The 14,116-nt window shown below is 46.7% G+C and carries 10 protein-coding genes and 1 pseudogene; 2 read left to right on the plus strand and 9 right to left on the minus strand.

Annotation, left to right across the window (positions count from 1 at the left end):
• Together QUB16_RS10650 and QUB16_RS10655 are read right to left on the minus strand one after the other, a co-directional pair.
• Nucleotides 1–1,304 (minus strand): Calx-beta domain-containing protein (locus QUB16_RS10650; protein ID WP_333315915.1); only part of this gene is annotated, 1,304 nt, incomplete at its 3' end.
• A gap of 762 nt (nucleotides 1,305–2,066) precedes the next feature.
• Entirely contained in the window at nucleotides 2,067–4,175 is a 2,109-nt protein-coding gene (locus QUB16_RS10655) for a GAF domain-containing protein (RefSeq protein ID WP_333315916.1), read from the minus strand.
• Nucleotides 4,176–4,489: 314 nt separating this feature from the next.
• Here QUB16_RS10655 and QUB16_RS10660 point away from each other — a divergent pair, with 314 nt between their 5' ends.
• The gene (locus tag QUB16_RS10660; RefSeq protein ID WP_333315917.1) at nucleotides 4,490–5,401 is read left to right on the plus strand and encodes a pantothenate kinase; all 912 of its coding nucleotides are present in this window, start codon (nucleotides 4,490–4,492) and stop codon (nucleotides 5,399–5,401) included.
• A gap of 96 nt (nucleotides 5,402–5,497) precedes the next feature.
• Here QUB16_RS10660 and QUB16_RS10665 read toward each other — a convergent pair whose 3' ends face one another.
• From QUB16_RS10665 to QUB16_RS10680, 4 genes and pseudogenes are all read right to left on the minus strand, one after another.
• Nucleotides 5,498–6,304, minus strand: a complete 807-nt coding sequence (locus tag QUB16_RS10665) for an alpha/beta hydrolase (protein WP_333315918.1) — start codon at nucleotides 6,302–6,304, stop codon at nucleotides 5,498–5,500.
• 157 nt (nucleotides 6,305–6,461) lie between these two features.
• Nucleotides 6,462–6,917, minus strand: a complete 456-nt coding sequence (locus tag QUB16_RS10670) for an NUDIX hydrolase (protein WP_333315919.1) — start codon at nucleotides 6,915–6,917, stop codon at nucleotides 6,462–6,464.
• 77 nt (nucleotides 6,918–6,994) lie between these two features.
• Nucleotides 6,995–7,447 (minus strand): annotated as a pseudogene (gene bcp / locus QUB16_RS10675) (thioredoxin-dependent thiol peroxidase); the annotation flags it as partial.
• A gap of 15 nt (nucleotides 7,448–7,462) precedes the next feature.
• Nucleotides 7,463–8,677: a transposase gene (locus QUB16_RS10680; RefSeq protein WP_333315920.1), complete on the minus strand. Its 1,215-nt coding sequence runs from the start codon at nucleotides 8,675–8,677 to the stop codon at nucleotides 7,463–7,465.
• An 897-nt stretch (nucleotides 8,678–9,574) separates the two neighbouring features.
• Between QUB16_RS10680 and QUB16_RS10685 the strand changes: the two genes are divergently transcribed.
• Nucleotides 9,575–9,766, plus strand: a complete 192-nt coding sequence (locus QUB16_RS10685; RefSeq protein ID WP_190738786.1) for a hypothetical protein — start codon at nucleotides 9,575–9,577, stop codon at nucleotides 9,764–9,766.
• Between the two features lie 504 nt (nucleotides 9,767–10,270).
• On the opposite strand, the gene argH is transcribed toward QUB16_RS10685, so the two are convergent.
• The 3 genes from argH to QUB16_RS10700 form a co-directional block, all read right to left on the minus strand.
• On the minus strand, nucleotides 10,271–11,656 hold the full coding sequence (argH, locus tag QUB16_RS10690) for an argininosuccinate lyase (protein WP_333315921.1): 1,386 nt from the start codon (nucleotides 11,654–11,656) through the stop codon (nucleotides 10,271–10,273).
• Between the two features lie 288 nt (nucleotides 11,657–11,944).
• The gene (locus QUB16_RS10695; protein ID WP_333315922.1) at nucleotides 11,945–12,184 is read right to left on the minus strand and encodes a hypothetical protein; all 240 of its coding nucleotides are present in this window, start codon (nucleotides 12,182–12,184) and stop codon (nucleotides 11,945–11,947) included.
• Nucleotides 12,174–13,661, minus strand: a complete 1,488-nt coding sequence (locus tag QUB16_RS10700) for a PP2C family protein-serine/threonine phosphatase (protein WP_333315923.1) — start codon at nucleotides 13,659–13,661, stop codon at nucleotides 12,174–12,176. The genes QUB16_RS10695 and QUB16_RS10700 overlap by 11 nt, the downstream gene beginning before the upstream one ends.
• Nucleotides 13,662–14,116: the final 455 nt, after the last annotated feature.

The following is a 14,116-nucleotide window of genomic DNA, read 5'->3' on the forward strand; positions in this document are numbered from 1 at the left end:
GAACTTGCCGAACCGTCAAGAGTAGCGTAGTTAATCGATGCAGCCGCCGTGCCACCGGTGCGAGTAACGTTAATCGTCGCCACGTTGCCTTCAGCCACCGTGTAATTTGGTTGGGCGAACTGGAACAGACTTGGAGAAGTAGGCGTCGGCGTCGGAGTTGGCGTCGGAGTCGGAGTCGGCGGCACATCATTAATCGTCAAAATTGACGGATTACTGGCGACATTGCCACCGAAGAGCACCAAATTCACCGTTTCCGGCGAGGATTCCAATGTCAAATCAGTCAAAGCCGTCACGGTGAAACTAGCGGTTGTTTGCCCCGCAGCAAAATTCAACACCCCCGCCGCCGTTCCAGTGTAATCCGGGGCACTGCCTGTGGAACTTGCCGAACCGTCAAGAGTAGCGTAGTTAATCGATGCAGCCGCCGTGCCACCGGTGCGAGTAACGTTAATCGTCGCCACGTTGCCTTCAGCCACCGTGTAATTTGGTTGGGCGAACTGGAAGAGACTTGGAGATGTCGGCGTCGGCGTCGGAGTCGGCGTCGGAGTCGGAGTCGGCGTCACATCAATGCCTTGATATTGAATACTCCGCACTAGGTAGTCGGAACTATCGGTTCTGGTGGAGGTAGCGAGGTAGGCAGCGGTGGGGTTATCGTAGGCTGTGGCCTTGAACCGCAGTTCGTCAAAAGCAACGCTAGTGGAATTTGCTTGTATCTGGAATGTGAAATTGCCATCGTCACGATCGCCAATGAAAGTCACTCCATCGGAAGACACAGCGATCGGTTTTTGACCGCTCGTCGGAGCGTTGACGCGAGAGATCGTAAAATTGCTGGCCGATACCGGCGCCCCATTATTAAAGAGTTGCAGCAAACCAGCTTCATTGCCTTGATCGTTCACTGTAGTAGAAGTTGATTTGGGAAGTAATCCACTCAGGCCGATCGTGGCGCTAGTGATGTTTTTGTTATCTGCCCATTTCACCTTCAGCACCTGAGATTTATTGGTGTTGGGGTCATAGTTGATTTCCGCCCGAAGTTTATTGACATCGGTAAACCAACCAGGATAATCAGATGGGACACCAATACCACCGGGACCGCCGTAGCTCAACCAGCTTTTAGGGTTTTCGTTCGTTGCTAAGGTGAGGTTGCTGATGGCAGTAGGGTTAGTGTAGTTCGTTTCCACGCCATCAAAAGCTATCCCAGACAGTTGGATGCCTTGATTCTGGGCGGCAGTAGGCCATTGTGTAATTAGGTCAGTGACACTGCTGTAATTATTGGTTTGACCCAAAGAACCAGTGATTGAAGTAGCCATAGCTTCTGTGTTAATGATGAGTAATTAAGGATTAGAAGTGACTGAAAACCAGAGGTTGGGCTTTCTTGTAGCGATCGGTCACTGCAAGAAAAATTTCCTCATAGATTCAGGTAAATCAAGTAAAAATGCTTGCCCAATAAGCATCTGAAGGTATTATTGCCCCCGATCAAATGCTGAGTGTAAATAATTACACCTACTTATACCTATTTACATAGATATGTCTAACTTTCATCATCAATAAGTTTTATCCGGAACAATTGCGAGCTTTTTTTCAGCCCTATAAAAAGCGGGTTTTCCACATCTGTAAAGGAGAGCTTAAATCCCACATTCCGGGTCCCCCAGAGGCAGCGTTCACTGCTTCAGCGGACAGAAGTGAATCCGCAGAGACAATTATGAGTAAAAATACTTATGATTTTATATGTCTAAGCATCACCCAGTTGGGAATTTCTGAAAATTGGGGTTCGGGCGTAAGTTAAATCTGATTTCATTAAAAATGCGTTAGCGAAGCTGGCCGTAGGCATCGCTAAAAAACCAAGTTTATTGCTGATCCGTAATGTGATTGACGATCGCCCTCAAGATGTCGGCGTTGCTGATTTACGGTATGAAACGCTAAATATGCCCGTCATAGAAACCAGTATCCACAAAGCTTTTGGATTTTAAAGTTATTTTTTTCATAGCCTGATTAAGCAACGCCAAGATGTCAAATGGGTTCTATACTACTGCCAAAGTGACAAAACAGAGTTAATCTGACTAAAGCAGGAATTATGCACTTACCCTCCTCTGATTTGTCAGCGGCAACTCTACAATAAACTCACTTCCTTCACCAACCTGACTGACGCAACGGATCTTGCCACCGTGAGCTTGGACAATTACCTGATAGCACACTGAAAGTCCCAAACCAGTGCCTTTACCCACAGGTTTAGTAGTAAAAAATGGGTCAAAAATCTTGTCTTGAATTTCTGCAGGAATGCCACTTCCCGTGTCGCGGATAGAGATTGTTACCCAGTCCGGCTCGCTTTGCCAACTGCGGATGGTTAATTCCCCCGGTTTGCTCGTTGACTGAAGCGCATCTAAAGCATTGTCAATCAAATTATAAAATACTTGGTTAATTTGACTGGCATGACATTGGACGGGTGGCAAACTGCCGTATTGCTTGTCTATTTTGATATGGGTTTTTAGCTTATTTTGCAGCATTAAGAAACTGCTTTCTAAACCTTCATTCAAATCTACTGGTTTTAATTCAGCGTGGTCTAAACGAGAAAAATTTCGCAGCGTCATCACGATCGAGCGAATCCTCCCGCTTCCTTCCCGCATAGAATTGAGCAGTTTACCAAAGTCTTCTCGAATGTAATCGAGTTCTAGTTCTTCATTGATTCTGACAATTGCTGCCGCTGCTTCCGGGCAGGCAGTTCCAGCCACTTCTAGAGCTTCGTTCAAGGCTTTAAAATATTCTTGAGCGTGAAACAAGTTAGCGTGGATGAAATTGTTGGCGTTGTTAATTTCATGAGCAATCCCCGCTACCATTTGTCCCAAACCTGACATTTTTTCGCTTTGAATCAATTGCTGCTGTGTCGATCGCAATTCTTCCAACGCAACCTGCAACTGCTGGGTTTGAGCTTGAGATTTTACCGCAGCGTCTTGGACTTGGCTGTAAAGTTCTGCTTGCTGAATTGCGATCGCCATTTGGTTGGCTATTTGGGATAGCAACTCCATCTCTTGCCGCTGCCAATTGCGGGTATCCCCGCACTCGTGAGCAATCAGCAAACCCCACAGCCTACCGGGAAATTTATGATTATAGCTTCCGGCTGTGTCGGAGGTATTTTCTTCAGTTCTGGATGTAACAATCGGCACAATCAGATTAGCTTTTACCTGCAAACTATCTAAGAAATCGACATGACAAGGCTCTAAACCAGCATTAAAAATATCATTAATTGCTTTGACGCGCCCTTGTTGGTAAAGATCGGCGTAATCTCCCCGGAAACACTTATCCGCCCCCATATCTCCTAAAATTGAAGGCCAAGGAACCGTCATGTTTTCAACAACAACTTTTCCTTGCCAGTTGTCTTGAAACTGATAGATAATTACTCGATCGCACTGCAACAGTTGGCGGACTTCCCTCACCGCTGTTTCCAGGATAGTTTCCAGATCCAGCGTACTGCGAATTTGGTTGCCGATCAGCCGCAGCAGCGATTCTTGTTCCGCTTGGCGCCTGGTTTTGCTATAGAGTTTGGCTTGATTGATCGCGATCGCCAATTGCGATCCTACCCCTTCTAAAAGCTGCCTTTCCCAATCAGTCCATTCCCGTTCGCGATCGCACTGATGCAAACCAATGATGCCATTCACTTCACCTTGATAGCGAGTAGCTATTGCCAGCATTGACTTAATCTCCAAAGCTTCGGCAATTTTTCGGGTTTGTGGATTCAATCCCGGAAAATCGAGAAACTTCGTCAGGGCTAGGGACTCTTGCTGAGACACGACGGCAGCCAAATGCGGGTTGTCACTCATCGGTACTTTCATTCCCAGTTGAATCGGATAGTCCCCCGCGTTGTACTCTCCGCGCGTAACTAAAGTTTTTTCTGTATTTGATTCTTTGACCAAAATGCTCACGCGACTTGCCTGTAGCGCTTGTCCCAGCAATCTGCAGGCTGATGTCAAAATTTCTTCTATGTCAAGTGTACTGCGAATTTCGTTATTAATTTGGTTCAGCAAGTTTGATAACTGAACTTGCTGCTGCATCTGCACAATTAGGGCTTTTTGTTGGTCTACTTCCGGCAGCGAAAGACTTTCTTGCTGCATCCAGTTTTCCGATTCAGGCAACCGCGAAGTTACTCTGTACCAGGGGTTTTCGTGTTCTTGTATTTTTAAAGACATATTTACTCAGCAGTTGTACAGTATTTTGATTGAGTCGGGTTTTTTAAACCTGTGCTTACCCCGCCAACAGCCCCATCGCAGCTACCAGGACTTTGGAATATCTTAAGACATTATAAAGGAGGCCGCCTGAGCAAAGCAATTATTTGCTTTACAAATATTTATATTTAGCAAGTATGCGCTCTGCAGGCGACAATACTAATTGGTGCGCGGCATAGAACTTGGTTAGATGTCAAATAGAGTTAACCGCCCGGTTAAGCAAATAAAATTAATCTAAAATCTATCTTTAGTTCAATGTTTGCGCCGGCCCGCTTAACATGGAAAATTCACTTCCCGACAATTTTGGTTCGCCAGCAACCACCGACAACATTACTTCTGGATCGACAGGTAAAGCCCAGATTAAAATAGCTTTGGCGATCGGCAATTCCCGGCTGCACTGGGGATTATTGGTGGGCCAAACCCTGGAGAAAACGTGGGATACAGAGCATCTCAATGCTGATGCGGTTTCCCGGCTCTCCGAGAAGGAAAAGGCCGAATATTTGGTGCAAATAGTAATGAGGTCGATCGAGGAAATATCTGCTCAAAATCTCCTTTGTCTTCCTGCTACTCCCGCATTTTCTAGTCCTCACACACTTTCTTTAGTTCCCCTGCCTCTAGTTTTAGCCTCCGTTGTTCCCCAGCAAACAGCAATTTGGCACAGTTATCCAGATGTCGGGATTATTACTTTAGACCAGTTACCGATCGGGGGACTCTATCCTAGCCTGGGAATTGACAGAGCTTTGGCTGTACTGGGTGCTGGCAACCAATTTGGTTGGCCTGTTTTACTTATAGATGCTGGTACAGCTTTAACATTTACTGGGGCTGATGTCAATAGGTATTTAGTTGGGGGCGCAATCTTACCAGGTTTGGGTTTGCAGTTATCGTCGCTAGGTAAAAAAACCGCTGCATTACCTTTAATCAGTTTACCACAAAATCTGCCGCACCGCTGGGCGAAAGACACTGCTGGGGCAATTCAAAGCGGAGTTGTGTATGCGGCGGTGGCAGGAGTTAGGGATTTTATTGAAGATTGGCGGGGTTTGTTTCCTGATAGCAAAATTGCGGTCACGGGGGGCGATCGCACTATGCTTTTAAAATACCTCACAGCAGCCTTTCCTGATACAGCTGCAGGCTTAATTGACGCACCAGAGGCTATTTTTTGGGGAATTAGCCTGTTAACTGTTGAGTGTTGACTGTTAACTGTTGAGTGTTGACTGTTAACTGTTGACTGTTGTCATTTTATCAATGATCAATGCCCAATGACCAATTCCCAATGACCAATTCCCAATTCACTTAGCAAACTGGCGAATATATTTAGCAACAACATCCGGGACTTCCTGCGGCAAATTGCTTTCCCCCGGACTTACCAATTGCAGTTCGGCATTAGGAGCCAGAGCAGCATAGGATTGACACAAAGACGAAGCTGCGGGAGTATCTTCAGAACCGTGCAACAGCAAAACAGGCGCTTTCAGCAAAGGCAAATTCTCCTCAACTAATTCCGCTGTAATTTCAGCCCGCCGCCGCCCGAACAGCAACTGCACGGCAACTGGGGACTGCATCAACTGCTGTCTGAACTTTAGCAATCCGTCAATCTTGTTTTGGCTACCCAGCAACTTAGCAATTGGATAGATCGATCGCAGCAACCAGAAAGCGAACGGAGGTTGACCGATCAGCCAGCTAGCCGTCTGCCACCGCCCCCGCCGGTTGCCAACCTTGACGCCTTCTGGGGCCAACAACACCAAACCCTGAACTCGATCGGGATATTTGATAGCGTAGCTGGTGGCCACCCAGCCGCCCAGAGAGTGAGCGATTAAATAAACCTGTCGCAGCTTCAAAGTATCGAGGTATTGGGCGAGACATTCTACTTCCAGGTCGATCGAATAATGAAGATTGGGGTGTTCCGAGTCGCCAAACCCCAGCAAATCCGGTGCGAAGCAGTGGTAGTAGGGGCTCAAATGTTCGATCGTCCTCAGCCACTGACTGCTGTCGTGCCAAGAACCGTGCAAAAATACTAAATTCGGGCCTTGACCGACTTCGTGCCAAAAGACTTGCCCTACAGAGAGTTTGACCCTAGAATTTCGTAGCGGTGAGTACATCCGGTTAAATATTTAGTAATAAAAAGATGATTAATTTAATGTCCAGAGATTGTGCATAAAAGTAGGAAAACATTGAAAATTAATTCCACATTCATAACAGACAACTTTTAACGGCGAGGTAATTTCCGACTTTTCTCAAATTTGGATACCCGCCGATTTACGCCAAAGTTGTCAGGCCTTGAAAATAGTCCTGTAAGTGTTGGTCGTTATCGTGGCTGAGCTGGCCCTCCGGCAGCGATGCGGGGAAAAAAGCCTCAACCTCGCTGACTTCAAGCGTATCCTGAACTTGCATCTTGCCCTGCACCTCTGCCGCCACCACGATACAAATCGAGTGCAGGCGAGGGTCTCTATCGGCAGCCGAATAAACGCCCACCAAGCGATGGATTTTGACTAACTCGAGTCCTGTTTCCTCCGCTAATTCCCGGCGCACAGTTGTGGGAATATCCTCTCCCCAATCCACCATACCTCCCGGCAGTCCCCAGCGACCGTTGTCGCGGCGGCGAATTAACACAATTCGCCCGTCAGGCAATACGGGAATCACCGCAGTACCAGTGACGGGATGTCGAAAAATCAGTCCCAGCACAGTTTGTACAATTTGCCACAATCGACGCATAAACTCAAAAGCTTGTTTAGGAGATAGTAATTTCAGGGCTCCTAGCTCGCAGCTCCGGAGTCTTAATTTTTAATTTTTCATTCAAGCCAGAGGTCTGGCAAATCTGCTAATATCTCCGCTGCGTGAGATTCTGGTTTGACTTTGCGGTAAACCTTTTCAATCCTACCATCAGGGTCGATCGCGAAGGTCGATCGAGTAATCCCCATAAATTCTTTTCCCATAAATTTTTTTAGTCCGTAACAGCCGTAGACGGTAGCAACTTCGGCGTTTAAGTCGCACAGCAAGGGAAAAGGCAGTTGATATTTAGCTGCAAACTTGGCGTGGGCCCCCGCCCCGTCTGTACTGACGCCGAGGACTGCTATATTGCGCGACTGGTACTGTAAGTAAATATCGCGAAAGCCACAAGCTTCTTTGGTACAGCCAGGGGTATTGTCCCTAGGGTAAAAATACAGTACAACTCGCCGCCCTCGAAAATCTGCAAGATTGAAAACATTGCCTTGTGCGTCGGGCAGGCTGAAGAGAGGAGCTACTTGACATACCCCTGCCTAAAGGCGAGGGGATTCTTGATTCGCAGGGATTCCAATGAATTTACCCTCGGCAAGCATCTTGACCGTATGCCCTACGGCTGCAAGTCCTCTAATTAGAACTACTTGAGCGGCTGCAACATCTCTGTCTGTTGTATAGCCACAGTTCGAGCATGAATGAGTACGCTCATCAAGCTGTTTTTTTCCTGTTTCTGCTAGACAATTGGGGCAAACTTGACTCGTTTTATGAGCGCTTACCTTCTGAAAGTACACGCCATATTTCAAACAAGTTTGCTCTAGGATTGTGAAGAACTGACCCCAGCTTGCGTCTAAGCAGTGTTTCCCCAGCATCGCCCTAGACAGCCCAATCAGATTCAGATCCTCAACGAAAATCATTCCCACATTTTGGCAGATTTGATGAGATAATTTACGATGCCAATCTTTCCGACTATTAGCAACGTATTCATGCAGTTTTGCGACTTTCTTTTGAGCTTTACGCCAATTGTTAGAACCTAGTTTTTTACGACAGACACGTTGTTGCAGCAATTTAAGCTTGCGTTCTGCGTCTTTAAAAAATCTTTGGCGCTTGACTAAAAGACCGTTAGAAGTTGCTATGAAATTAGTTAATCCAACATCAATTCCGATACCTTCACCGTGGGGCATTGGATTTGGCGCTGAAACGTCCCATTGTAGGGTTAACATCACGTACCAACCGCTAACCCTACGGACTATCCTTGCTTGCTTAATCGTTGCACCATCAGGGATAGTCCGTGATTGATGAAACTTAACCAAACCAATCTTAGGAAGCTTCACTGCTTGATTTTGGACGGGGTTAACCCCCAATTGTGGGAATACAAACGATCGCATTGTTCCTGCTTTCTTAAAGCGGGGGAAACCGTGTTTTTGTTCCCACATACTCACAAACGCTTTTTCAAGCCTTTTCAGTGTTTGCTGTAGGACGTGTACTTGGACGGCAGCCAGAGTGGGTATGTTTGCCCTAGCCGTAGTTAAACTTTTGCACTGGCTTGCATAAGTTGGTCGTTTTGTTTCGGCCCGAATGATGAACTCAGATCGGATAGAGCAAGCGTTAATTCGACAACTACGAGACTCAAACCAATGTTTACGCTCTGCCAATGCGTAGTTGTATACGCGACGGCATTGTTCTAGCCAATCTTCAAAGATTGCTATTTGTCCTGCCGTTGGTTTGAGTTTGAATTCGTAGACTAAATGAAACATTTGCTCTATCCTCCTACCTGATTATACCACAATCCTGAGCAAACGTTGAAACGCTTTTTCAAGAAGTCTACTTAAAGCCGTCCTAAAAGGACGGGGCTTGCACCCAAATTTTCGGTCACCGGGATAAATCGTCATTGGTCGTATTTTGTCAAGAGTTTATAGAAATATTCTGGAAGATTGACAACATTGCGTCCCATCGCACCCAGATTCCCAGCGACTTGAATCCCGGTGTTCTTTTTTCTGGGTCTTGTACCGGGTGTGCTATGATCGTCATCGGTCTAAAATTGAGTATAACTAGCCAACGTAAAAACTTAACTGCATTAGTTGAGTGCGTAGTCTCACCTAACGGTGTTGCGGTTTAGCTAGGCAGACAGGAATCCCCACACTATACCGATCGAAGGTTAGTGTGGGATAAAAGGCGCGTGAGACTCCTGATTCCACCCCTCCACAATCTCATAAGCTATGCTTATGAGATTGTGGAGGGGTGGACAACGAGACGAACCAATTCCTTTTGATAATATCAGTGGGGCTGGACGTGTTCCTCACTTTAAAACGCCTTAGAGGGAAACGATTGGAGTACCTTGAAGGAAGTTCTCGATCTCCTTAACAGGACTCAGAAGCCTAAACCATATCGCTTGCGATTGTTGTGGCCGCGTCACGAAAGCTAAATTTGAACAAAACCTAGCTACAGAAAGAGAACAGATCGAGTACGGTAGGACATACCGGAATTTACGCTTGGGGAGAAGACACCTATATTTGGGCGGGAGAAATCCTGTCACAAGCAAGTGAATTCGCTGAACCAAGAATCTCAGTCACCAAGAGTGCACAGAGTGTCAAACTTAAGAATCCCCGTGCGTGAAAGCCCGGGGACTGTCAATGTTTATTAGTGAGGTCAGAATGGCTAAGCGCCGCAATCTCAAGAAAGAAAAGGCACAACGAAATCAAGCATACGCTCGCAAGTTTCGCAAGCGGAGAAATCAAGATATGTTCTCCAACAAGAGAAGACGATTTGACGGCGGTAACGGCGGTGGCATGGGCGCCATGAGCGGTGGCGGCAGAGACAAAGACATGGCTGCTGCTGAAGATTAATTGAGTTGGACTTGCATAGCCAAAAAGTTTACTAAAATTAGTCATACTTAACTTGAATGGTTAACATTCGGGGCGGTATGATTACATCAGTGCCAAAAACAAAGGCTTAATTATCTGGGGTAGTAAACCGAGCGTGCAAGTCAAAACTGACCAGCCTATTACAAGGTCGAACGGGAGTCCGCGTTTCGTTAATTAAATTGGTTGAAAATATTGGATGACTCATGGCTAAAAGCTTCAACTAAAATTAACTCAATTAGGGCGATGCTCCACCCGAATTAACGCCTGTGGACAAGTTGCGAGCCGACTCCCTTGGGTGAAACTCCGAAGCTGACCCTTCAGGAGAAATCCTGATTGAATGGTGAGACTTAAATAAGTTTAGCCAAGTTTTGTGTAGCAGTCAGGCTATCTGCCGAACTTAGAACCAGAGTGGAAAACACGATCGTTCTAAGGAGAGATAGCCAGCCGGAATTTGTCAAATAATTCCACGATGTTTAGGCGAGATGTTTAGGCGATTCGATCGCGCGCAGCGATAAGTGATTTTCTCACTTGTTCAAACCCGGTACCCCCGTAACTATTGCGAGCCGCCACCACTTGCTGAGGCGCGATCGCGCTGTAAATGTCTGTCTCAAAGGCTGGGTGCAAGTCTTTCCACTCCTCAAGTGTCAAATCTTTGAGGAGTTTGCCCCCCGAAAGGCAAGTTTTTACGACTTTGCCGACAAGGTTGTAAGCTTCCCGGAAGGGAACGCCTTTGGCGGCCAAGTAGTCGGCTACGTCTGTAGCATTAGAAAAGTCTTCCGTAACAGCAGCAGCGAGGATCTCGCCATTAAACTCGATGCCTTCGCGCAACAAAATGGTCATTGCTTCCAAGCAACCCTGTACCGTTCTTACGGTATCAAACAAAGCCTCTTTATCTTCTTGCAAATCTTTGTTGTAGGCCAAAGGAAGTCCCTTCACTACTACCAACAAAGCTTGTAAGTTACCGAACACCCGCCCCGCTTTGCCCCGCACCAACTCCGGCACGTCGGGATTTTTTTTCTGGGGCATGATGCTAGAACCAGTAGCGCAGCTATCTTTGAGCGTAATAAATCCAAATTCGTGAGAAGACCACAAAATCATTTCTTCTGACAAGCGGCTCAGGTGTACCAGAATCAAGCTGGCGGCAGCGAGAAATTCGATCGCAAAATCTCGATCGCTCACTCCATCTAAGCTATTAGCATAAACCTTGTCAAATTGCAAGAGTTCGGCAGTATAATGTCGGTCGATCGGGAAAGTTGTCCCCGCCAGCGCGCCACAACCCAAAGGCGAAACATTCACCCGCTTGCAGATATCGCCGAGACGTTCCCAATCGCGATCGGTCATTTCAAAATAAGCTAACAGGTAATGAGCCAAACTGATCGGCTGAGCGCGCTGCAAATGAGTGTAACCGGGAATTAAAGTTTCCACGTTACGATCGGCAAGATCGAGCAAAACCCCTTGAAATTCCCGCAATTGCGATCGAATTTCGGCGATGCGATCGCGCAAATACAAACGAGTATCAGTGCCGGCTTGATCGTTGCGCGAGCGGGCAGTGTGCAACTTTTTCCCAGCATCCCCCACAATCTCCGTCAGCCGCTTCTCTACAGCGAAGTGAACGTCTTCGGCATCAACTCCCGGAACAAAAAGTCCTTGGCGGTATTCCCGGCGGATCTGTTCCAAACCATTGACTAACTGTTCGCCTTCTGCTGCGGAAATAATCCCCGTTTTGGCCAGCATTTTAGCGTGAGCGACAGAACCCGTCAAGTCATACTCAATCAATTCAATATCGAAGCCAATACTAGCATTAAATCGGGCGATCGCCGGGTGCAGCGCCGATTCAAATCTTTGACTCCAAGTTTTTTGTTGTGTTGTCATTGCTGAAGCTAAAACTAGATTATATCTCTGTTGCAGAAGTCTCTAAAAACCGGTTTGTAGCAAAGACTTTAGTCCTTCTTCCGGTTTGTAGTCGGCCCTTTAGTCCTCCCTCCCAAATTTTGTAAGAAAAAACTCAAGTCCCGACTACAAACTTTTTATACATCTTTTGACCCGAAAAAACTGAAGTCTGGACTACAAAATTGTGAAAGTTTTGCTGCATCAGAAAGAAGTGAACTTTGGGCTACAAACCTTTTAAATCCGTTCCAGATACCTTCGGCGACAATAACTCTAACGAAAAATCCCTTTCAAGAACCAGCCCACAAAAATACCTATAAAAAAAGCTCCTATTTGACCAGTCGAAACAAAATTGTTCCAAGCTTTCTGGAAATTCGTAAAAATTTCGTAACTTTGAGCCAAAACCACCGTCGAACTCAAATGAGATTTCAAAACTAACACGGGATCGACATCGTTCCAATTAATCGAACTGGTTAATCCCGCAGTAATTTCCGGCATTAAATTAACTATCATGGTGATTTTCTCCGGCTAAAGGTGTTACCCTCAGTACAACCAGTGTCATGTCATCTTCGTTACGATTGCCGATGCCGATAAACTGGTGTACGCGATCGAACAAATAATCCAAAATTTCTTCAGACTGCTGGTAATTTTGACAGGCCCACTGAAAAGCCGAGGTCAAGTTATCCTCATCAAACCGATCGCCCCTTTGATTAGCAGCATCGGTAAATCCGTCTGTGTAATAAATAATAGTATCTCCGGGCTGCAATTGCACGCTTGCTTCTTGGTAATGCGAATCAGCATCCAGCCCAATTAACATTCCCTCCAAAGTATCAAGCTGAAGAATCGAATTAGTTGCAGCTTGCCACAGCAAAGGCGGGTGGTGAGCAGCATTGCTGTAAGACAAAACGCGAGTTTTCGGGTCATACTCCGAATAAAACAGAGTCACAAAACGGTGGGAATTTTCCAAATCCGCGTGCATAACCCGGTTTAAATGTTGCAAAATTCTCGACGGCGAGTGGCGGTTCAAAACCTCCGCCCGCAGCATACCCCGTGTCATCGTCATCAACAGGCCCGCTGGTACTCCTTTGCCCATCACGTCGCCGATGACAATGCTCCAGCGGCCCTTGTCGATTTTGGACTTGAGATTTTTAATTAGGGATGGGGGGTGTTCCCCCTCATTCTCCTTGCCGATCGGGTCATAGTCAGCGGGAATAAAATCATAATAATCTCCGCCGACTCTGCTAGCAGTTTGGCAGCGGGCGGCCACGTCAAGGCCGGGAATTTTCGGACAACTGCGGGGTTGCAGCCGCAATTGAATTTCCGCCCCGATTTCTAACTCTCTGTCTAAGCGGTCTTTTTCCGCCAACTTAACAGTAAGTTCGTCTTTGCAAATAGCCACGGCGGTTTGATCCGCCACCAACCGAACTAATTTCTGTCTGCTAGGAGTCCAGAGATATTGCGGATCGCTGCTAAAAACATAAAGCCGTCCGCGTTCCAAATTGTTGACTAAAATTGGCGCCCCAAACAAATGAACGTCCGGGCCCAAATAACGACCGACTTGCAAGTCTAGACTAGAAGTTTGCCCAGAGGTTTCCGAAAACGTTCCAGCAGTAGCGCCCGCACCTGCTGTAGCTTGCCTGGTGGCTATTTCCAGCGCTTTTCGCATATCTTGGCACTGCCGTCCTTCCTGACAGTGCAACTGCTGGAACCTGACTTGACCGTTGGGTTTGAACAGCACTAAAGCTCCCCCGTCGGCGTCCGTAACGCGAGTCGCCACCAAAGGCACCAACTCCAAAAATTGGTTGAGATTGTTAAAACTTCGCAGGGCAAATCCCAGCGAACCCAACATATCTTGAACGTTGTGCTGATATCGGTGCAAACGCGCCACCAGTTCTTTGAGGGCAAATACTGGCGTCGCGTCGGTGGAATTGCGACCCGAAGGGCGGTCAGCAGGTTGAGGTGAGGGGCGAGGCAAAGGCACAGCAGTCATTTTAAATTTGTGATTTTCGATCTTAGACGGAGTAATGATTGAGGAGTTATATCAATTCCGGTTGCACCGGAATTATTGTTGACTGTTGACTGTTAACTGTTAACTGTTAACTGTCAGTCGAAGAACTGAATGATAGTTGAGTATTGACTGTTGATTCGATTTTACAATTCCGATGCTAGCGGAGTTGATATTACGGGCCCCTTGAACAGAAACCCGTTTTTTTTCGAGCAAGCAGTTTTGTTTGAGGAAGTAAGTTGGACACTAGGACATTGGTATCAACTTAAGTCGGAAATTCTGAAGAAATCTCGTTTATAGCTGAGTCTAGATAGGCCCTAAATTTCCTTAACAAGAAGGGGGACTTTGACCCTTTCCTGTCCCCCCCGACTATTAGGGGGGCGCCAGGGGGATCGGGAAGACTGTGCAATCAGACAGCAGACTGATACTACATTTGAGCT

The sequence above is a fragment of the Microcoleus sp. D3_18a_C4 genome (genome assembly GCF_036702415.1).
Lineage (GTDB): Bacteria > Cyanobacteriota > Cyanobacteriia > Cyanobacteriales > Microcoleaceae > Microcoleus.